Here is a 20,030-nt window from a genome sequence, read left to right as displayed (position 1 = left end):
AAACGGATTTTATGGCAGCAAGTTACGGGATATTGAGATATTTATGCGTTTGCAAAGAGATCTCCCATTTGGGGTTCTCCATTACGTAATTAATAATTAAAGGAGTGATCTCTTTTGATTTAGACCATTCTGGCTGCAGGTATAATTTACAATCAGTTCCTACTAATGCCGCATGCTGTTCGGCCCAAGCAAAATCGCTTTTATTAAATACAATTACTTTTAGCTCGTGAGCTGCACCTGCAATACTTGGAACGGGTCCTTTGAATTTTTTTGGGGAAAGACAGATCCAATCCCAGGAACCCGATAGGGGGTAGGCCCCCGAGGTTTCAATGAAGGTCTTTATCCCTTTTTCCTGAAGCCTTGCGGTAAGATAATCAAGGTTATAGATCAAGGGTTCTCCACCTGTAACAACAACTGCTTTTCCTGGATATTTCTCCGCATTTGCTACGATAATATCGGCAGGAGTTAACGGATGAAGTTCGGCATCCCAGCTCTCTTTCACATCGCACCAATGGCAGCCTACATCACATCCTCCCAGACGGATGAAATATGCAGCCTTACCCGTGTTAAATCCTTCTCCCTGTATCGTATAAAATTCTTCCATTAAAGGAAGTAGCGTTCCGTCTTCTGGTACCTGATGTGACATCTTGAAAATTAGCGCGCAAATATACCTAATTAGAGGTCTGCTTTAAAAGGTATAACCTTAAATGCTTTTCACCTGACATTTTTAGGCTCCCTTTAAATTACTTTTGCCGCCGGCGACTTATCCTAATACTTAAGACTATTTATGAAACAAAAAGGATCCGGACTGATCATTTTTATACTCGGTACATTAACGGCTTTAGGGCCTTTTTCAATAGATATGTACCTTCCCGGTTTTCCAGCAATTGCTAAGGACCTGGATACTACTGTTGCTCAGGTTTCATTATCTCTTTCAAGTTTCTTTATCGGAATATCTTTCGGTCAGCTTCTTTATGGCCCTTTGCTTGACCGGTATGGACGGAAGAATCCCTTGTATTTTGGACTTTCATTATACGTTATAGCCTCATTAGCATGTGCTTTTTCTACCTCTATTGAAGCTTTAATATATCTTCGGTTTGTTCAGGCGATAGGAAGTTGTGCTGCTGGTGTTGCTTCTGTAGCAATGGTAAGAGATCTCTTTCCGGTGGAGGATAGTGCCAGGGTTTTCTCTATGTTAATGCTGGTTGTAGGGGTATCTCCAATGGTTGCTCCAACTGTTGGAGGCTATGTCACAGCTGCATTCGGCTGGGAGTGGGTATTTATAATCCTCACCATCATTTCGGCTTTCATCCTTGCTGCGGTTTATTTTAAATTACCTGAAAGTGTTAAGCCTGATCCGGATTTTTCGCTTAAACCAAAACCGATCCTTAAAAACTTCCTGACGGTTTTGAAGGAGCCTCAGTTTGTTACCTATGCACTAACAGGAGCTATTGGTTTTGCAGGTTTGTTCGCCTATGTTTCAGGCTCCCCGATAGTGTTTATGGAGATATTTCAGGTGAATGAAAAAGTTTACGGATGGATATTTGCCTTATTATCAGTAGGATTTATAGGGGCAAGTCAAGTAAATAATCTGGTATTAAAGCGACTTCGAAGTGATGAAGTTGTATTAATTGCATTGATCGTTCAAACTATTATAGGGTTGATTTTCTTAGTGGGAACAGCGGCAGGGTGGTTCGGTTTAACTGCCACTATTGTTATGCTATTTCTGTTCCTGTGTTGCATGGGATTCTCCTTTCCAAATGCCTCGGCACTTTCTCTTGCACCCTTTTCTAAAAACGCAGGAAGTGCTTCGGCCCTAATGGGTGCTTTACAAATGGCTATAGGCTCTTTATCTTCTATTGCAATAAGCATCCTAAATAACCACACTGCAGTACCAATGGTAGGTGTTATGGCAACTTCAGCAATGCTGGCTTTATGTGTTCTAACTATTGGAAGAAAGAAAATAGCGCGGAGCGGAGCGGCCAAAGAGCAAGGTTTGGAGGGAGCAAGTCCAATGATGATTCATTAAAGTGCTTTAAACAACAATGCCCTTGTGCATTTTTGAACTTGAAAGGACTTTCTCCTTTATTCACTTTTTAAACTTCTTTTTATTAACTCCTCTTTTTGTGCTGGGGTAAGCTGATAATTGAATTTATATAAGGAGCCTTCCCAATCACCATAAATCGCATTTGGTAAAACGATGAACTTGTTTCCAAAGCTGCCTGAAAGTTGGTCTGTTGTGCTACGGCGGTTTGCCTCAGGTTGTTTATCAAAAAGATTAGTGAAATCAGACAGGTTATCGCCCACAAGAAGTATTACTTCGTAATTTTTAAGCACTTCCATTCTGCGTGCTTCTTTGCCTGATGTGCTCTGCTTAAGCAGGAGGTGAGCATTATCCGCATTTGGAAGATCGAAGCGCTTCAGATTTTGAAGTGTTACCTCTCTTTCCCTTTCTTCGCGATTGGTTATATAAAAGATCGTTACAGGTTTAGATGCGGCATACTTGAGGAAGGCAGCTGCCCCAGGTACAGTATCTGCAGCAGTCTTTGCCGTCCATTTATACCAGGACTCAGGCTCGTAATCTTTTCCTTGTAAACCCTGACTTACAGTATTGGGACTGTTGTCTAATACAGTTTCATCGATATCAGTTATAATAGCTAGGGGTTTCGGATAGTTTTTTTGCAAGCTTGCATCAAGCCGAAGCTTTGCCGTATTATAAGCCTGGAAACATAAAGCACGGTATTCCGCCGACCGCTGCTGCCAAAGCGCTGCCCAAAGCTTTCCATCAATGGTTAAATTATTGGTAGAACCAGTTTGTTGATTTTTAGTAACAGAACAAGCTCCTGTAACTAAACCTAAAGCGAGTAACCCAATCTTTGATATTTTCATGACGAGCCGAATATATTTGTAAAGATAAGGAAGGCGGGAAATGTTTTAATAGAGGCTTGAGCAGAAATTCGAGCCTAACTTGTGAAAGCCTTTTCCTCACAACTGTACCTTTCAAAACTTTTCCACATCCAATCTGTTTTCGCATATTTTCTTATCTTCGCAGGTCGCATTAAAGCGCACAGAATAATTCAAAAAGGAGCGATCAAACAATGGCCGAAGAAACAGAAAACGGTAATTTAGAACCAACCAACGACCGCATTATACCAATAAATATTGAAGAGGAAATGAAAGCCGCTTACATCGATTATTCGATGTCGGTTATTGTTTCCAGAGCACTACCTGATGTACGCGATGGTTTGAAACCAGTTCACCGCCGTGTGCTTTATGGCATGCTGGATCTAGGGGTAACCAGTGGTAAACCATATAAAAAATCAGCACGTATTGTAGGAGATGTGCTCGGAAAATATCACCCACATGGTGACTCGTCTGTTTATGATACAATGGTACGTATGGCTCAAGACTGGAGTTTACGCTATCCGTTGGTGGATGGACAGGGAAATTTTGGGTCGATTGATGGTGATAGCCCAGCGGCAATGCGTTATACAGAGGCAAGACTTAAAAAGATTGCTGAAGAAATGCTTGCTGACATTAACAAGGACACGATCGACTATCAGTTAAACTTTGACGATTCGATTGAAGAGCCTACAGTTCTCCCTTCTAAGATCCCTAACCTGCTTGTAAATGGAGCTTCTGGTATTGCCGTAGGTATGGCAACCAATATGGCACCGCATAACCTTAATGAGGTAATTGATGCAACGGTAGCCTTTATTGAAGACAGGGATATAGATGTCGCGGGGCTGATGCAACACGTTAAAGCACCCGATTTTCCTACTGGCGGTATCATTTATGGGTATAACGGAGTAAAAGAGGCCTACGAGACTGGCCGTGGCCGCGTGGTTATGCGCGCAAAAGCCGAAATTGAATCTTTCGGTAATGATCGTGAGCGTATCATTGTTAATGAAATCCCTTACCAGGTGAACAAAGCAATGATGATCGAGCGTACTGCCGAACTGGTTAATGAGAAGAAGCTGGAAGGCATCTCGGAGATCAGGGACGAATCGGACAGGGACGGAATGCGAATCGTTTACGAGATCAAACGTGATGCAAACGCTTCTATTGTACTGAATAACCTTTATAAATATACAGCACTTCAAACATCTTTCAGTATAAATAACATTGCTCTTGTACACGGGCGACCGATGTTATTAAATCTTAAGGACCTGATCAAACACTTTGTTGATCACCGTCATGAAGTTGTTATACGCCGTACCCGTTTCGAATTAGCTGAAGCAGAAAAGCGTGCACATATCCTTGAGGGATTGTTAATAGCTCTAGACCATCTTGATGAGGTTATTCGCCTGATAAGAAGTTCAGCTACTCCTGAAGATGCCAGAACAGGCTTGATTGAAACCTTCGGTTTGTCAGACATCCAGGCTCGTGCTATCCTTGATATGACGCTTCGTCGCTTAACAGGACTAGAGCGTGATAAAATTAAAGACGAGTATGCTGAGTTAATGAAAACTATCGATTACTTAAAATCTGTACTTGCAGATGAAAGTCTTCGTATGAAGATCATCAAAGATGAACTTCTTGAAATAAAAGATAAATACGGTGATGGTCGTAAGACTTCTATTACGCATTCTGCAGAGGATATGCGTATGGAAGACTTTATTGTAGACGAGGACGTTGTTATCACGATATCTCATGAGGGGTATGTGAAACGTACTCCGCTAACCGAGTACCGTACTCAGGCTCGGGGTGGAAAAGGAGCGATAGGATCCAACTCCCGTGACAAAGATTTCATCGAAAATATCATTGTCGCATCCAACCATAATTTCCTATTACTATTTACTGAGAATGGGCATTGTTACTGGTTAAGGGTTTTCGAGATCCCTGAAGGAACCCGGACAAGTAAAGGAAGGGCAATCCAGAATATTGTTAATATCTCTAAAGAGGAGAAGATTAAAGCATACATCAAGGTTAAAGATCTCCGGGATCAGGAATACCTTGAAAATAACTTTATTGTGATGTGTACCCGTAAAGGTACGATCAAGAAAACTTCCCTACAGGCATATTCGCGTCCAAGAGCCAATGGTATCAATGCTATTAATATCAACGATGGAGATCAGCTCCTTGAGGCGAACCTGACGGATGGTAATAGTGAGATTATTATTGCTTTACGCTCAGGAAGGGCTATCCGTTTTAACGAAGGTAAAGTAAGACCAATGGGACGGACAGCTACCGGAGTTCGCGGAGTTTCACTTGCTCACGATAAAGATGAAGCAATTGGTATGATTGCCGTTAATAATCCAGAGTCGACCATCCTGGTTGTATCAGAAAAAGGCTACGGAAAACGTACGCTGCTTGAGGACTATAGGATTACAAACCGGGGCGGTAAAGGGGTTAAGACCCTTAACGTGACTGATAAAACCGGCGAGTTGGTTGCTTTGAAAGATGTAACTGATAAAGATGACTTAATGATCATTAACCGTTCGGGAATTGTGATCCGGATTGCAGTAAGTCAGCTGAGAGTTATGGGTAGAGCAACACAGGGTGTTCGCCTGATCACCTTCAAAGGCGAGGATGAGATTGCGTCAGTTGCGAAAGTTGAACATGATGATGAGGAGGCAATAGATACAGATGCAGTAGCAGAGTTAACTGATGAGGAATTAGCAGCTGCAGAAGCCTCAGCAGAAGTCGAAGAGCTCGAAGATGATTCTGAGCCTGAAGACAACAATGACGACGAGGATGCGTTAGAAGAGGAATAAAACGAGAAAAATAAGGTCGGGGATAAGTATCTTATCCCTGCTATTATACAAATTTAACTATTATTGATGCTAAGGGCAGGATTATTTATAGCTGCAATACTTTGTACTTTTAGCTTATCGGGGCAAACATTGACAAAGGAAGCTATGAATAATTTTGCCCTTTATACTTCTACAAAAGATATTAATAATCTGGAAAAGGCGAGGAAGAATATCGACGATGCCTATAAAACGAGGAAGGATTCTTTTGCATACCGTAACAACTTAATCCGGGCCCTTGTATACTCTTCCTTAGCTTATGAAGATTCTCAAAGGAAGTTCAGGTATAATAATGATCCAATATTTGAGGCTAAATTCTCTCTTAGCCGTTTGAAAAATCCTCGTCTAAATTACGATCACGAACCTGAAATATCCTTTGCTAAAAAGCAATTGGCAAAAGCTTATATTTTGAAAGCTAACAAGGCTGTTTCTATAATGAACTATCAGGAAGCCTATGTTAATCTTCTTGCAGTCGATTCATTGGATACCGATAATTATCAGGTAAAATATAACCTGGCAATTGTGTGTGAAAAACTTGGACATATTAACCAGGCTGTCCATTATTACGAGCGTTTGATCAAAGACAAAGATAAATCTCAACCGGATTACTATCTTTCTTTCTCAAACCTTTACGAGACTAGCAGGAATAGTAACAAGTCTTTAGAAGTGCTATTGGAAGGAAGAAAAGTATTTCCCGGAAACAAGGACATCCTTTTTAAGGTTATTAACATTTACTCGGATAACGGGGATTATCAAACCGTGCAAAAGTTAGTGGAGGATGCTCTGCAATTGGACCCGGATAATGTTAATCTCATTTACCTGGCGGGTTTTTCAGCAGAGAGTTTAGGAAAGACGGAGAAAGCCGAGGAGTTTTATAAAAAAGTGATAGAAGTAGAGCAAAATAGTTACCAGGGTCATTATTCATTGGGTTTATTATATCTTAATTTATACCTGGAAGGGGGGAAGGATAAAGACGATAAAGTTATCCAGGCGAAAAAGCATTTATTACTAGCCGGAGATATTAATCCGAATTCAATAAATGTATTGAAGGCCTTGTCTGTCTTATATACCAAAACAGGGAATATGATGGAACTCCAACGTGTAAATAACAAACTAAAACAATTTATATTTAATTAAGAACGTATGAAAAAAAAGTCATTGATTTTGGCTTTAGCAGTATCATGTATCTCAATTACTGCATCTGCACAGAAATCGGCTATCGCTACAGCCAAAGAAGAATACGATAAGTATACTGCAATGAAAGCTCAGCCGAAACTAGCTGAGCCTGCAATGAAAGCTGCGCAGGAGGCTATCGATAAGGCTGTTGTTCATGAGAAAACTAAAGAGGATGTAAATGCATGGACTTACAAAGCATTAATTTACTCTGAATTGGCTTACGATAAGAAGACAGACGACTTGGCGAATCAGGCGGCAGAGGCGATTAAAAAAGCTACAGCCCTTGACGTTAAAGGTGAGAATAAAGATAAATTAAAGAACGCCAATACATTACTATACTACTATCAGGTACAAAAAGGTAAAGGCCATTTCGACAACAAAGATTATGCTAATGCATATAATGAGTTTAATAAAGCTTTAGTTTATAATCCTGGTGACACTACAGCAAACTATGCTTCTGGTTTGGCTGCTATGTACAGCAAAGATTATCCTAAAGCTATTGAGCGTTATAATGAACTTCTGAAAACGAACTATTCACAGTTAGAAAGTATCTATTCTAACTTGTCAATTATGTATGCTGCTCAGAAGGATACTGCTTCAGCTATTAGGATCTTATCAGAAGGGGCATCTAAATTTCCAAATAGTACAGATCTTGCTACCAGAGAAATTGAGTTCAATTTGATGAGTGGCAAACAAAAACAAGTTATCGACAAGATCTCCTCGCAGGTAGAAAAGAATCCAACAAACAGACTTTATCCTTTCTATTTAGGTATTGCTTATGCATCTGCGGGTGATACGAAAAAGGCAGAAGAGGCATACAAAAAAGCTATAGCTGTTGATCCTAATTATGCTGATGCTTATGTTAACCTTGGTGGTTTAATCATGAACAATGGTATTGATATTTATAACAAGGCTAACAAGCTTCCTACTAGCAAGGTAACAGAATACAATGCTTTGAAAAAACAGTCTGCTGCTGAATTTGACAGAGCTCTTCCTTATTTGGAAAAATCGGCTCAGTTGAACCCAAATTCGGAATTAGCTCTAAGAAATTTAAGAACGTATTACAGTATCAAAAACAACACAGCAAAAGTGGCTGAGATCGATGCTAAAATTAAAGCCTTGAAGTAATTCTGACATTACAAGATAAAAAAGGGCTGCCGTTTAGTACAATGGCAGCCCTTTTTCTTTGAACGTTTTTTTGTGATTAGTCGTTCATTATTGACCGAAGGAGACGGTCAAGGGTTTCCTTGTCTATTTCGTTCACCCCATGGTATTTGTCATAATACATTGCTTCAACAAGAGCGTTCGGATGGGGATGAATCAAACCCTTGGGCTTGACCATTAGATCCATCTCAACAAAACTTATCCCGTCTACTGGTGGTTGAACATATCTGCTAGAAAGTAGTGAACCACCATTTTTTTCAAAAAAAGCTCTCCGTAAATCACTCTCATTACTATGATTATCTAAAGCAAATTCTGATTTCTGAACCTCCCATACCATGCCCAAAGGTTCTAATCCAAGATTTTCCAGCTTTTTTGTCGCGCTTTTTTCTATAAAGCGGAAGAATCTACTTCCAATACCTTTTCCTCTTTCCGAAGGTAATATAGCTAGGTAAACCAGGAAAATAGTTCCAATCTCCTTTAAAAGATGAACAGTTGCAATTCCCTTGGTTAAATTTCCGTCTTTTGCTGCAAATGCCATTCCCGTTCCTGTAGCCACGGACTTTAATATAACCAACTCACTTTCTCTCTCTTCAGCAGCAAAGGAATAGTAATAGATCATCCACCAATCATGATCTTCCCTCAAATTTTGATAATCCAGTATTTCAAAATGCGAAGACATACGAATAGGTGTTACAATTATTATTTTAAATTCAACTTTTTGGTCCTTTTTTCAATTCGCTCTCAGATTTCAAAATTTCATTTCCATTTTTTTGTTCGATCAGATAGGCAGGTTCTTCTTTACTTGCATTGCGTTTAACCGTCGAACCTTTGATCACCTTCTCGGTCGGCTTCTCGAATTTCTCTTTTATCTGGCCTTCCGCTTCTCCCTTACCATATTTCCAGTGTACTTTTTCTCCTTTTTTCATAACTGCTTTATTTGAGAGGTTTCAAGAACTGTTCCAGATCAATAAAAGCCTGATTGAAAATGACAGGGATTATATCTTCATAATCTTCATTTTTAGTACTTTTGGCCACTTTATGTCCTTATCTTATAAAAGAATAGTTATAAAAATAGGTTCCAATGTTTTAACGCAGGACAACGGACTTCCTGATCTGGGTAGAATAGCCCATCTGGTTGATCAAATTTCTGCTATTAAAAAGCAAGGGAAAGAGGTGATCGTGGTTTCTTCCGGAGCTGTAGCATCAGGACGGAGTGTGCTTACTGTTCCCAACAGATTTGACGCCGTTGCCACGCGGCAATTGTTTGCAGCAATAGGGCAGGTTAGGCTTATCAACACATACTCGGAACTTTTCGACAAGCATGGCTTGGTTTGCGCCCAGGTATTGGTAACTAAAGAGGATTTCAGAGACAGGCTGCATTATCTAAACATGAAAAACTGTTTCAGTATCCTTTTTCAAAACAATGTTATTCCAATAGTGAATGAGAATGACGTTATTTCGGTAACCGAACTTATGTTTACTGATAATGACGAGCTTGCCGGACTTATTGCTTCAATGCTTAACGCTGATGCCCTTATAATACTTTCTAATGTTAATGGAATTTATAACGGAGATCCAAAGGACAGCTCGTCGAAAGTTATAGAAGAAATAGGTGATTCTGTTACCGGATTTTCATCTTTTATTACCACCCAGAAGTCTCAGTTTGGAAGAGGGGGAATGATGACAAAATCTCATATGGCACAAAAGGTGGCTCGTTTAGGTATCGCTGTGCATATTGCTAATGGGAAAACAGAAGACGTCCTCCTTAAACTGCTGAAAAAAGAAGTGATCAATACTCGCTTTGTGCCTCAAAAAAATGCATCTAATAAAAAGCGTTGGATTGCACACTCTGAGAACTACGCAAAAGGGATAGTTAAAATAAATGAAGGAGCTAAGCTGGCTTTGGCCTCGTCTAAAGCTACCAGTCTTCTGCCCGTAGGGGTAGTACAGGTATTACAAGATTTCCAAAAGGGAGATGTGATCAAACTGGTGGATGAAAACGACAAACTGGTAGGGTTAGGTATTGCCGAATATAGTTCGGAAAAAGCCCTGGAGCGCCTCGGTCAAAAGAAACAAAAGCCGATCGTTCATTACGACTATTTATTTTTAAATCCTGAAATTGCTTAAAATGGAACTCGAACAAGTTTTTAAAAGTGCTCAAAAAGCTGCCCGAACTTTAGCTTTATTGAGTACAGAACAAATAAATTCAATTTTGCTAGACGTTGCAGAAGCTGCAGTTGAAAATACCCATTATCTTTTAGAGGAGAACAAGAAGGATCTGGACCGGATGAGTTCGGATGATCCAAAGTTCGATAGGCTAAGACTGACTGAAAAACGCATCATGGATATTGCCGGCGATATAAAAAATGTTGCAGGTCTTGACTCTCCTCTCAATAAATTATTGTCTGAAAAGGAGCTTCCAAATGGCTTGCAACTTAAAAAGGTCAGTGTTCCTTTAGGGGTGGTTGGGGTAATTTATGAAGCACGGCCTAATGTAACCCTGGATGTGTTCTCTCTATGTATAAAAACGGGGAATGTTGCTATACTTAAAGGTGGGAGCGACGCGTCTTTTTCCAATGAAGCGGTTATTTCTGTTATTCATAGTGTCCTTAAGAAGCATGGCATAGATGAAGCCGTTGCTACTCTATTGCCATCAGATAGGAAAGCCACAGAAGCTTTGCTAAATGCCATTGAATATGTAGATGTGATCATTCCAAGAGGAAGCCAGCAATTAATCAATTTTGTGAGGCAAAATGCGAAAGTTCCGGTGATTGAAACTGGGGCAGGTATAGTACATGTTTATTTTGACGAAAGCGGTGACCTGGAGAAGGGCAGGGTTATTGTTAACAATTCTAAAACCCGGAGAGTGAGTGTTTGCAATGCTTTAGATTGCCTTTTGATTAATAAAAAGCGTCTTGCTGACCTTCCTGAAATAGTTAAACCTTTGATTGATTCGAATGTGGAAATTTTCGCCGACGAAGAGTCCTTTATAGCATTGAAGGGCGGCTATCCAGAGGGGATATTACAGCATGCACATGAAGAACATTTCGGTACAGAGTTTTTAGACTACAAAATGGCTATTAAAACTGTTGCAAGCTTCGATGATGCCCTAGATTATATAGCAGTCCATAGTTCAAAACACAGTGAGGCAATCATTTCAGAAGACGAACAAAATATCGAAAAGTTCCTTATCGCTGTTGACGCGGCTGCAGTTTACGCTAACGCCTCTACCGCATTTACGGATGGTGCACAGTTTGGTTTAGGAGCAGAAATAGGTATAAGTACACAAAAACTTCATGCCAGGGGACCAATGGCTCTGGAAGAACTTACGAGCTATAAATGGCTTGTTAAAGGAAACGGGCAGGTAAGGCCGGCTTAACACTTGGCTATTGTTATACAGAAAAAGCTGCTTAGTTTCTGGGCAGCTTTTTTTGTATTTAGGCGTGAATGCTTTTAGCGCTTTTCTAAAGGCAATGAGGGTGGAAAATAAAAGATGAAATCCCCGTTATATTTATGGAGAATAACGATAGGTTTGAAATTTCAATTGATTGTAACTATTTCTCCCAAATATCGTACAATCTCTCAATCAACATGTGAAAGATATCTAATTTAAAACGTTGATATAAAAAGTAAATAAAAGGTGATGCATTTTGGTAAGATAGTTAAAGAAGTAGCTCACGCACAAGGTTTGTCAGCAGCAGAATTCTCGGAAGTTTATGGATGTAAAGAGCAAGAGATGTTGCTTATGTATGAGCAGGAAGACTGGAAGTCTGGTGATATAAAAAGAGCATCCCTTGCGCTCGAACACAATTTTGGAAAATATTTAGATAACGCACTTCCATTTGATTTTCTTAATACACCGTTGAAAGGCGATAAGAGTGAGTATTTGTTTACAATCAAGTATCCAAAGGGAAAAGAGCAACTGCTTAAAACCTGGCTGAGTAAGATGGCAATGATTGCAAAAGCAATTGGTCTAGAGATTGGTCGCTAATTACAATATTATATTTACCACAAGCCGTAGCGGAAAATCTGTTGCGGCTTTTTTATTTCCACTCCCTATAGTTTTCTTTACTAGGGTTGTGAACTAACAAATCTCTCGGTTGCAACGATCCAAATTCTCTCTTAAGGGAGTGTTAACCAAGTGGAACCGGTTTTCAGTGGTAAACCTAGGAAAGTAGAATTCCTAGGCAGCACTGTGATGCTTCATTTGTATTGCTGCTAAAAAAGTAAAATATTCAGTGCTAATATCATCAAGCAATTCTTTTGCTTCATTAAGTAACCTTTCTTTATGAAAGAGTTCGGCCTTAAGAGCTTTCTCAATCCTCAGTTGAAGATATACAATCTCTACTTTTAATTTTTCCTCTCCCAGCGCACGTAAGTGTCCTATAAAATCCATATATCGCGTTTTTAGTACTGTAGGGGCAATTTCTATGCCATCTCTACCTAAGTGGTTGATTGTCTTGTATGTAATACATTAACTATTGAAAAAAAACGACAACAATTTTTTTTAAAGTCGGTAGTTATATGAAATCATTAGTCAGAATCATGAAGAGGTTAAGAACATTAAGTTTAGTGTTTTCGATTATGGGATTAACTGCTGTTTCAGCGAATGCCCAAAGCAAGAAAGAAGTAATTGAGAAAATGACTGTGCAAATTGATAGTTTGCAGAAGGATCTCGTTAAGAAGACGGCAAACATTCACGCCTTGGAAGTAAAGCTTGCAAAGTTGGAAGGATCAATGGAGGTAAGCACAGATCTCGTGAAGCGATTAGAAGCGAAATCAGACAGTCTAACTCTGAAACTCGTTACTAAAACAAACTCTGTTGACAGCCTGAATTCTGAAATCAAAAAACTAAATACTACTATTATTGAGCTGAAATCTTCAGGAGATACCTTATTGGCAAAAAATGAAGCATTACAAAAGGAGATTGATTTATCAAAAGAAAAGGCCGCTTTAAAGGCTCCATTGAATGAAAACAAACCGGTAGCATCAGACGCGTCAAAACAATTGTCTGCAGAGGCTTCGAAGGCTACAACAGCAGACGTTCCAAAGGCCGAGGTTGCGGTTAAGAAAGATTGATATTTAGAGGGTTGGGAGTTAAAATATCATTGAACTCCTGTTATTCAAAAAAAAGAAATACCCTTAATAAGCTATATTTTGGTAGCGTAGCCACCCTGTGAGGTTCACCGAGGATTTTGAAATTATGGACAGTACTTCAGGAATTTCAAAATTAAGGTGTGTAATAGGGTGGCTTGACTAAAGGCATTTTCAAAAAAGATGTCTAAATATTAAGAAAATATCAAAATGTGTTCGCTTATGTTTAAAAAAATAAGCTTTTTTCCTACGTATTAATTTTGGTATCGCGTTAAAGCTCTTATTTTTGTTAGCTATTAGCTCATATCAATTACTAAATGAAATTAAGTCAGAAAGAAGCGCTTTTTGCGAGCGAAGTTGTAACACGGTTTGAACTGTATAACAGTTTGTTCCTTACTCTTCCTTTTTACAGAGTAAAGCACACAGGAACTTTACTTCCATTTTTTACTTCACATTGCGAGGAAGGTGTGAAGCAAAATCTTGCCCCTTCAGATATCATTGAAAGTTTTTTTGGGCAATATGAGCAATATGTACAAAGTTCAGATCGGATAGACCTTCTTTTTAGATTTATTCAATACATTGAAAGACAGGTTGTACTATTTGATGCAATTGAAGACTCGGCCTTTAGCAAAACAAATAGTGCAGAGGAGAATGCACTGGCCTTCCTACTTCAGCAAGCCGCTTCAAATCCTGAGATGAAGGCTGAAATCAAAAAGAAACTTGAAGAGTTTTCGTTAAGGCTGGTATTAACAGCGCATCCGACCCAGTTTTACCCAGGTCGTGTTTTAGCTATTATTACAGATCTAACCGAAGCTTTAAAGACTAACGATATTAATACTATCAACCTCCTATTACAACAACTTGGTAAAACTCCATTTTTTAATAAGAGCAAGCCTACGCCTGTTGATGAAGCGGCAAGCTTAGTTTGGTTTTTAGAAAACGTATTTTATAAAGTTATTTCAGCCCTACAAAAAGAGGTTGAAAATGAGGTTGAAGGAGTTACATTTAACCAGAACCAGTTGATTGAGCTAGGCTTCTGGCCAGGAGGCGACAGGGATGGAAATCCTAATGTGACCTGTCAAATAACAAAAGAAGTTTCAGAACTGCTAAGAGAGATCATCTTTAGATGTTATTACAGGGATTTTCGCGACCTTAAACGTAGAATAACATTTAGGGGAGTAGAGACTCCTATGGCTCGTCTTCAGGAGTTGTTTTACCAGAACAGCTTCACGAGGGTAGAGAATCCCGTAGACCTGCAAGGGGAAATTATTGAAAATCTTGAGGCGATTAAAGGTGTTCTTCAACGTGCTCACGATAATTTATTCGTTGATAATGTGGATGACCTTATACGGAAAGTAAAGATCTTCGGATGTTATTTTGCTTCATTGGACATCCGTCAGGATAGCCGTGTACTTCGTAAAGCTCATCAGGCAGCCCGTGCCTTCCTTAAAAACCCTGTTGTTGATGGATATGATGAACTTTCGGAGGATGAGAAAGTTAAACATATAACATTTAACGAAGAGGATGTACCGTCTGAGGGTTATGATAGTCTTGGAGAGGATACTTTCCAGACAATTCGCTTAATGAAACGCATGCAGTATTCAGGTGGTGAAAAAGCCTCTCACCGCTTTATCATAAGTAACTGTCAGAGAGCTTCTGATATCCTTCAGTTAATAAATCTCTTCTTATGGAGCGGGTGGAAAAAGGATGAGTTAAATATCGACTTTGTACCTTTATTCGAGACGGTTCAGGATCTTTCTTCCGCTTCAGCGGTGATGGAAACTTTATACACCAATCCGTTTTATAAAGAACATTTATTGAAAAGAGGAAATAAGCAGATCATTATGCTTGGATTCTCAGATAGCACAAAAGACGGAGGCTACTTAATGGCCAACTGGTCTATCTACAAAGCAAAAGCGGAACTTACTTCACTGGCAAGAAGATATGGAATTCAACTGGCGTTCTTTGATGGCCGTGGTGGACCTCCGGCTCGTGGTGGTGGTAAAACACATCGTTTCTATGCTACAATGGGTAAGGAAATCGCAAATGATAACATCCAGTTGACAATCCAAGGCCAAACTATCAGCAGTCAGTATGGATCATTTGATACAGCTCATCACAACATCGAACAAATGATCAATGCAGGATTAGTTAATGCGTTGGATAAGAGCGATAAAAACACTTTCTCGCAGCAGCAAAAGGATTTGATTCAATCAATGGCCTCTGCCAGTCATAATGCATTTGTTACCTTGCGTGAGGATCCACTATTCTTGAAATACCTTGAGAAACTAAGTCCTTTAAAACACCTTTCACACATCAATATTAGTAGCCGGCCGGTTAAGAGAAATTCTGGCGGAGAACTTAAGCTGGAGGACCTCCGTGCTATTAGTTTCGTTACAGCCTGGAGCCAGTTAAAGCAGAATATTCCTGGTTTCTACGGAGTGGGAACAGCTTTGAAAACAGCTAAAGAGAATGGGGTTTGGGATGAAGTAAAGAACCTTTACAATACATCAGGACAATTCAAAACCATGATGGATAATTGTATGATGTCTATGAGTAAGGCTGATTTCAGGATTACTACACATCTTTCTAAAGATAAAGACTTCGGGGCATTTTGGTTCCGGTTGAAAGAGGAGTATGATTTAACAAAGTCTCTCCTTCTTGAATTAACCGGAACGTCGGAGCTATTGGAACAGTACCCGGTGGAGAAACGTTCTATCGCATTACGTGAAAAGATCATCCTTCCATTAGTACTTATTCAGCATTATGCTTTGCAGCAATTGAACGAGGGTAAAGTATCCGAAGAACAAACTTCTGTTTTAAGCAAATTGGTTATCCGCACAGTTTACGGAATTGTTAATGCAGGTAGGAACTTAGCCTAATATATGCGAATTCTCTTAATACTGTCTCTTATAATAATTCAGAATATTGCTTTTGCCGGCAATTCAAAAAAGCCGGCAAGAGTTTTGATTTTTTCGAAAACTGCAGGTTTCAGGCATAAAAGTATTCCCGCCGGAATTGCAGCAATTATAAGACTTTCGAAGGAGAATAATTTTTTAGTCGACAGTACTGAAAGCGGAGAGGTTTTTACGACCAGGAATCTTAAAAAATACAGTGCGATCATTTTCCTTAGTCCTACTGGAGAAGACTTGTTGAACGATCCCCAAAAGCAGGCCTTCCAGCGGTATATTCATAAAGGCGGAGGTTTTGTTGGAATTCATGCTGCAACCGACTGCTTTTTCAAATGGCCCTGGTACGGAAAATTGGTTGGGGCTTACTTCACCAATCACCCCAAAGTACAGCAGGCTAGTCTTCAAATAGCTGATATGGATCATCCATCTACAGAAGGATTGCCTAACCCTTGGAATCGTAAAGATGAATGGTATAATTTTAGAGATATCAATCCAGATATTAAGGTGTTAATTAATCTTGATGAGAAGTCTTACGAAGGGGGAAAGAACGGAGATAGTCATCCTATTGCCTGGCATCATGAATTTGAAGGAGGAAGGGTTTTTTATACCGCGCTGGGCCATACAGAAGAGTCATTTACTGAACCGGAGTTTCTGAAGCATCTGTTGGGCGGTATCAGGTATGCAGCTAAATTATAATTATCGCGAAAACAGGATTTAATCATATTCGTTACATGAGCAAAGGGATACTTCTGTGTCCCTTTGTTTTTAAACAGCATTTTAATGGAAAGACCAATTGTTACCGGAATTCTATCTTATGGTATGTCAGGAAGAGTGTTTCATGCTCCTTTTATTCATACCAGCGATCGTTTCGAATTAAGGGCCGTAGCGGAAAGATCAAAGAAGAAAGCGGCAGAAAGATATGCGGATATTAAGAGTTATAACTCAGTGGAGGAGTTGCTTGCCGATCCCGAGATTGAGATGGTTATTGTAAATACGCCGAATCATCTGCATTTTGATCATGCGAGGCTAGCTTTAAACGCAGGAAAGCATGTACTGGTTGAAAAACCCTTTACTGCAACTTCAGACCAGGCGAAAGAGCTGTTCGAACTTGCCAGGGTTAAGGATTGCAAGGTAATGGTTTACCAGAACCGCCGCTGGGATTCCGATTTTCAATCGGTAAAAACCGTAATAGAACAAGGGAAGCTGGGAAACCTGATAGAAGTTCATTTCCGCTTCGACCGCTATAGAAAAGAAATTAGCCCCAAGTATTTTAAGGAAGAACCTCTTCCTGCAAGTGGGTTAAGTTATGATCTCGGTCCTCACTTACTGGATCAGGTGATCAGCTTGTTTGGTAAACCGGAATCTTTTGTTAAAAACACAGGTGTTTACCGCCCTGAATCTCGGGTTGATGATTTCTTTCATTTCCATTTAAAGTACCCCGCCGGGTTGAATGTTTTTGTTACAGGAAATCTTCAGGTAGTGAGTCCACTACCGTCTTTTGTACTTCATGGTTCTAAAGGGTCTTTTGTGAAAAAAAGGACGGATGTTCAGGAAGCCCAGTTGGAGAGATCGATACTTCCTACAGATCCGAACTATGGCTTTGAACCCAACGGCTCGGAAGGTATTCTTACCACCCTAAAACCAGATGGTACTCCAGCAACACAATATAATACAGCCTTAAAAGGAAACTATGTTAGACTGTTTGAGGCTGTTTACAATTATGTGAGATTAGACGTTCCTTATCCTATAAAGGAGAATGAAATAATCTGGCAACTGGAGTTGCTGGAGAGTAAATAAAGCTTTAAGAAGAGCCTTCCAACTTTACCGGGAGGCTCTTTCTTTATCGTGCGTTTTCTACATGATTCATCTTATAAGTCAGAATTTAAAAACTGGCCCGCATTGTGCTTGTTGTTTATAAACAAGGCAAAAGTCATGAGGGCTAGCTATATAAACCTATTGATCCTTTATATTCTTCTAACTCCGGCCGGATATAGCATGGGCTTTACCGGAATTGATGCTGCCTTTCTGAATAGCGGTTCACCAGCTGACTCTTCACGATCTGAATATTTAGACGAACTCGCCGCAATAAACAAAATGGGAATACAACTTGCCTTACTTGCCCGGGGAAGACCAGTAAGACAGGAAGTTAAAATGCTTGCAAACAAATCGCTTCAGTATCATAGAAAGATTGGTCAGGAACTAAGACAATTAGCACAAAGCAAACGACTGGCGTACCAGGAGAAAATGCTCGACGATGACAAAGATGCTATCGGAAAGCTCTTCAGGCTAAAGGGAGCATTGTTTGAACGGACTTTCCTTAACCTCGCATCCGAAAATCAGCGAAAACTCCTTGTGCTTTACAAGAAGGCTGCTGAGAAGACTGACGACCAGGAATTGATGAAGTTTGTTACAACGGTTTCGCCAGAACTGGAGGCACACAATGCCGCCGTGAAAATGTTAAGAACAACAATAAAATAAGAACATCTAAACTATAATATATGCAAATGACAGAAAAACAGTCTTTTAAAAAAATAAAACATGATGGTTTAGAATACTTTAAAGTCGCCCCAGGAGTATGGGGGATGAAAATAGTATTCGTAAATATCTATATTATTTGTGAGGAAGTGGAGGGCGACTATGTTTGGTACCTGGTTGATGCCGGGTTGAAAGGTTCAGGAGAAAAAATCAGGAAACTGGCTGAGCATCTTTTTGAACCAGGAACGAAGCCTGCAGCTATACTTTTAACTCATGGTCATTTTGATCACGTAGGAGCGCTTGAGGAACTTTTAGGATTCTGGGATGTGCCTGTATACGCGCATAGCCTGGAAATGCCATATCTTAAGGGTATTTCCTGTTATCCGCCGCCAGATCCAATGGTAGGAGGCGGGTTAATGAGCCTTATGTCATGGATGTATCCAAAAGAGCCTAAAAATTTAGATGGGCGGGTTAAAGTACTGGCGGATGAGGAGGTTCCCGGACTTACTGAATGGAAATACATACATGTACCGGGTCATTCGCCGGGACAAGTTGCTTTTTACAGAGAAAACGATAAGTTGTTGATTGCGGCAGATGCTTTTGTTACAACCAAGCAGGAATCGGCTTTCTCAGTACTTACCCAAAAGCAAGTTCTATCAGGCCCTCCCCAATATTTCACCATAGATTGGTTGGCTTCAGAGCAATCCGTAATGTTGCTTGCGGCTATGAAACCTGAAATAGCAGCAACAGGACATGGTTACCCCATGTATGGGGAAGAGTTACAACTGGCGCTTGATAATTTAAGTATGCATTTTAAGGAAGAGGCAGTACCAAGCTATGGAAGATACGTGAGAGAACCTGCACGGGCGAATAAGAATGGAGTGCAATATATTCCAAAGCGTGTAAACAATCCTTTTATTGTTACTGGTGCTCTTGTGGTAGGCGCAATTGCTACTTTGGGAATGTTCTGGGGATATAAAAAAAGATTTACATCCTAGGAATTGCGAACAGTGCCCCGACCTTCAGGGTTCCTTAAATTAGTAAAGAAAGGATTAGCTTATGATCAAAAGATTCAAGGCTAATCTTTTCTCTTTCTAACGCTTATGATATTGAGATAAATACTGGCTATAACTGCAAATCCAAACCCGAGACCTGTAAGCCAATCAACTAAAACATTATCTATATTTTTCTGCAATAGGCGATCCAGCAGATATTTAATAAACGAAGCCGGAAGATCTCTTTCGCCTAATTTTTCTTTTATTTGCCATTGCCAATCGGTAATAGGACAATAGCCTATGCCATACCAAATTCCCAGTACAAACCAGCAACCCAATGTAACCAAGGCAAACAGGAGGTGGTATTTCAGAAGTTTGGGAAATAGCCACCCAAATAAATTAAACAAAATAATAACAAGGTGTAGTAGCGTGAAAAATACATCCAGAATCTGTAGCATTTG

The 20,030-nt window shown here is 39.8% G+C and carries 19 protein-coding genes; 13 read left to right on the top strand and 6 right to left on the bottom strand.

Going from position 1 to position 20,030, the window contains the following annotated elements; translation table 11 throughout:
• Positions 1-22: 22 nt before the first annotated feature.
• Complete coding sequence (locus J4N25_RS03790) at positions 23-646, bottom strand: 7-carboxy-7-deazaguanine synthase QueE (protein ID WP_207420815.1); 624 nt, start codon at positions 644-646, stop codon at positions 23-25.
• Positions 647-787: 141 nt separating this feature from the next.
• Between J4N25_RS03790 and J4N25_RS03785 the strand changes: the two genes are divergently transcribed.
• The gene (locus tag J4N25_RS03785) at positions 788-2,029 is read left to right on the top strand and encodes a multidrug effflux MFS transporter (protein WP_207420814.1); all 1,242 of its coding nucleotides are present in this window, start codon (positions 788-790) and stop codon (positions 2,027-2,029) included.
• 56 nt (positions 2,030-2,085) lie between these two features.
• Here J4N25_RS03785 and J4N25_RS03780 read toward each other — a convergent pair whose 3' ends face one another.
• Positions 2,086-2,889, bottom strand: coding sequence for a 5'-nucleotidase, lipoprotein e(P4) family (locus J4N25_RS03780; RefSeq protein WP_207420813.1), 804 nt, complete (start codon positions 2,887-2,889; stop codon positions 2,086-2,088).
• Between the two features lie 209 nt (positions 2,890-3,098).
• Here J4N25_RS03780 and gyrA point away from each other — a divergent pair, with 209 nt between their 5' ends.
• The 3 genes from gyrA (at position 3,099) to J4N25_RS03765 (ending at position 8,057) form a co-directional block, all read left to right on the top strand.
• Positions 3,099-5,717, top strand: a complete 2,619-nt coding sequence (gene gyrA / locus J4N25_RS03775; protein WP_207420812.1) for a DNA gyrase subunit A — start codon at positions 3,099-3,101, stop codon at positions 5,715-5,717.
• Positions 5,718-5,861: 144 nt separating this feature from the next.
• Complete coding sequence (locus J4N25_RS03770) at positions 5,862-6,890, top strand: tetratricopeptide repeat protein (RefSeq protein ID WP_207420811.1); 1,029 nt, start codon at positions 5,862-5,864, stop codon at positions 6,888-6,890.
• Between the two features lie 6 nt (positions 6,891-6,896).
• Positions 6,897-8,057, top strand: a complete 1,161-nt coding sequence (locus tag J4N25_RS03765; RefSeq protein WP_207420810.1) for a tetratricopeptide repeat protein — start codon at positions 6,897-6,899, stop codon at positions 8,055-8,057.
• Positions 8,058-8,133: 76 nt separating this feature from the next.
• Here J4N25_RS03765 and J4N25_RS03760 read toward each other — a convergent pair whose 3' ends face one another.
• Together J4N25_RS03760 and J4N25_RS03755 are read right to left on the bottom strand one after the other, a co-directional pair.
• Complete coding sequence (locus tag J4N25_RS03760; RefSeq protein ID WP_207420809.1) at positions 8,134-8,772, bottom strand: GNAT family N-acetyltransferase; 639 nt, start codon at positions 8,770-8,772, stop codon at positions 8,134-8,136.
• A 31-nt stretch (positions 8,773-8,803) separates the two neighbouring features.
• Entirely contained in the window at positions 8,804-9,019 is a 216-nt protein-coding gene (locus J4N25_RS03755; protein ID WP_207420808.1) for a hypervirulence associated TUDOR domain-containing protein, read from the bottom strand.
• A 112-nt stretch (positions 9,020-9,131) separates the two neighbouring features.
• Here J4N25_RS03755 and proB point away from each other — a divergent pair, with 112 nt between their 5' ends.
• From proB to J4N25_RS03740, 3 genes are all read left to right on the top strand, one after another.
• Positions 9,132-10,220, top strand: coding sequence for a glutamate 5-kinase (proB, locus tag J4N25_RS03750; RefSeq protein WP_207420807.1), 1,089 nt, complete (start codon positions 9,132-9,134; stop codon positions 10,218-10,220).
• 1 nt (position 10,221) lies between these two features.
• Positions 10,222-11,472 (top strand): glutamate-5-semialdehyde dehydrogenase, encoded by a 1,251-nt coding sequence (locus tag J4N25_RS03745; RefSeq protein ID WP_207420806.1) that lies wholly within the window; start codon positions 10,222-10,224, stop codon positions 11,470-11,472.
• 264 nt (positions 11,473-11,736) lie between these two features.
• On the top strand, positions 11,737-12,084 hold the full coding sequence (locus J4N25_RS03740; RefSeq protein ID WP_207420805.1) for a hypothetical protein: 348 nt from the start codon (positions 11,737-11,739) through the stop codon (positions 12,082-12,084).
• Positions 12,085-12,276: 192 nt separating this feature from the next.
• On the opposite strand, the gene J4N25_RS03735 is transcribed toward J4N25_RS03740, so the two are convergent.
• A complete protein-coding gene (locus tag J4N25_RS03735) occupies positions 12,277-12,489 on the bottom strand; it encodes a hypothetical protein (protein ID WP_207420804.1) in 213 nt (70 codons plus the stop codon).
• Between the two features lie 149 nt (positions 12,490-12,638).
• Here J4N25_RS03735 and J4N25_RS03730 point away from each other — a divergent pair, with 149 nt between their 5' ends.
• The 6 genes from J4N25_RS03730 to J4N25_RS03705 all read left to right on the top strand — a co-directional run bounded on the left by J4N25_RS03730 (position 12,639) and on the right by J4N25_RS03705 (position 19,572).
• Positions 12,639-13,172, top strand: a complete 534-nt coding sequence (locus J4N25_RS03730) for a coiled-coil domain-containing protein (RefSeq protein ID WP_207420803.1) — start codon at positions 12,639-12,641, stop codon at positions 13,170-13,172.
• Between the two features lie 332 nt (positions 13,173-13,504).
• Positions 13,505-16,069, top strand: coding sequence for a phosphoenolpyruvate carboxylase (locus J4N25_RS03725; RefSeq protein WP_207420802.1), 2,565 nt, complete (start codon positions 13,505-13,507; stop codon positions 16,067-16,069).
• Positions 16,070-16,072: 3 nt separating this feature from the next.
• The gene (locus J4N25_RS03720; protein ID WP_207420801.1) at positions 16,073-16,795 is read left to right on the top strand and encodes a ThuA domain-containing protein; all 723 of its coding nucleotides are present in this window, start codon (positions 16,073-16,075) and stop codon (positions 16,793-16,795) included.
• Positions 16,796-16,879: 84 nt separating this feature from the next.
• The gene (locus J4N25_RS03715) at positions 16,880-17,896 is read left to right on the top strand and encodes a Gfo/Idh/MocA family oxidoreductase (protein WP_207420800.1); all 1,017 of its coding nucleotides are present in this window, start codon (positions 16,880-16,882) and stop codon (positions 17,894-17,896) included.
• Positions 17,897-18,031: 135 nt separating this feature from the next.
• Positions 18,032-18,577, top strand: coding sequence for a DUF4142 domain-containing protein (locus tag J4N25_RS03710; RefSeq protein ID WP_207420799.1), 546 nt, complete (start codon positions 18,032-18,034; stop codon positions 18,575-18,577).
• A 26-nt stretch (positions 18,578-18,603) separates the two neighbouring features.
• Positions 18,604-19,572 (top strand): MBL fold metallo-hydrolase, encoded by a 969-nt coding sequence (locus J4N25_RS03705; protein ID WP_207420798.1) that lies wholly within the window; start codon positions 18,604-18,606, stop codon positions 19,570-19,572.
• An 80-nt stretch (positions 19,573-19,652) separates the two neighbouring features.
• Here the strand turns inward: J4N25_RS03705 and J4N25_RS03700 are convergent, their stop codons facing one another.
• On the bottom strand, positions 19,653-20,027 hold the full coding sequence (locus tag J4N25_RS03700) for a DUF2784 domain-containing protein (protein ID WP_207420797.1): 375 nt from the start codon (positions 20,025-20,027) through the stop codon (positions 19,653-19,655).
• Positions 20,028-20,030 lie beyond the last annotated feature (3 nt).

It is taken from the genome of Desertivirga brevis, assembly GCF_017355835.1.
Note: the sequence above shows the minus strand (reverse complement) of the source record. Positions and strands in the feature narration are given on the sequence as shown.

Excerpts from the sequence above, each read along its gene's own strand:
- gyrA (WP_207420812.1), top strand. The coding sequence starts at position 3,099 with ATGGCCGAAGAAACAGAAAACGGTAATTTAGAACCAACCAACGACCGC.
- J4N25_RS03755 (WP_207420808.1), bottom strand. The coding sequence starts at position 9,019 with ATGAAAAAAGGAGAAAAAGTACACTGGAAATATGGTAAGGGAGAAGCG.
- J4N25_RS03765 (WP_207420810.1), top strand. The coding sequence starts at position 6,897 with ATGAAAAAAAAGTCATTGATTTTGGCTTTAGCAGTATCATGTATCTCA.
- J4N25_RS03785 (WP_207420814.1), top strand. The coding sequence starts at position 788 with ATGAAACAAAAAGGATCCGGACTGATCATTTTTATACTCGGTACATTA.
- J4N25_RS03710 (WP_207420799.1), top strand. The coding sequence starts at position 18,032 with ATGAGGGCTAGCTATATAAACCTATTGATCCTTTATATTCTTCTAACT.
- J4N25_RS03780 (WP_207420813.1), bottom strand. The coding sequence starts at position 2,889 with ATGAAAATATCAAAGATTGGGTTACTCGCTTTAGGTTTAGTTACAGGA.
- J4N25_RS03720 (WP_207420801.1), top strand. The coding sequence starts at position 16,073 with ATGCGAATTCTCTTAATACTGTCTCTTATAATAATTCAGAATATTGCT.
- J4N25_RS03740 (WP_207420805.1), top strand. The coding sequence starts at position 11,737 with ATGCATTTTGGTAAGATAGTTAAAGAAGTAGCTCACGCACAAGGTTTG.
- J4N25_RS03745 (WP_207420806.1), top strand. The coding sequence starts at position 10,222 with ATGGAACTCGAACAAGTTTTTAAAAGTGCTCAAAAAGCTGCCCGAACT.
- J4N25_RS03730 (WP_207420803.1), top strand. The coding sequence starts at position 12,639 with ATGAAGAGGTTAAGAACATTAAGTTTAGTGTTTTCGATTATGGGATTA.
- J4N25_RS03700 (WP_207420797.1), bottom strand. The coding sequence starts at position 20,027 with ATGCTACAGATTCTGGATGTATTTTTCACGCTACTACACCTTGTTATT.
- proB (WP_207420807.1), top strand. The coding sequence starts at position 9,132 with ATGTCCTTATCTTATAAAAGAATAGTTATAAAAATAGGTTCCAATGTT.
- J4N25_RS03770 (WP_207420811.1), top strand. The coding sequence starts at position 5,862 with ATGAATAATTTTGCCCTTTATACTTCTACAAAAGATATTAATAATCTG.
- J4N25_RS03735 (WP_207420804.1), bottom strand. The coding sequence starts at position 12,489 with ATGGATTTTATAGGACACTTACGTGCGCTGGGAGAGGAAAAATTAAAA.
- J4N25_RS03725 (WP_207420802.1), top strand. The coding sequence starts at position 13,505 with ATGAAATTAAGTCAGAAAGAAGCGCTTTTTGCGAGCGAAGTTGTAACA.
- J4N25_RS03760 (WP_207420809.1), bottom strand. The coding sequence starts at position 8,772 with ATGTCTTCGCATTTTGAAATACTGGATTATCAAAATTTGAGGGAAGAT.
- J4N25_RS03790 (WP_207420815.1), bottom strand. The coding sequence starts at position 646 with ATGTCACATCAGGTACCAGAAGACGGAACGCTACTTCCTTTAATGGAA.
- J4N25_RS03705 (WP_207420798.1), top strand. The coding sequence starts at position 18,604 with ATGACAGAAAAACAGTCTTTTAAAAAAATAAAACATGATGGTTTAGAA.
- J4N25_RS03715 (WP_207420800.1), top strand. The coding sequence starts at position 16,880 with ATGGAAAGACCAATTGTTACCGGAATTCTATCTTATGGTATGTCAGGA.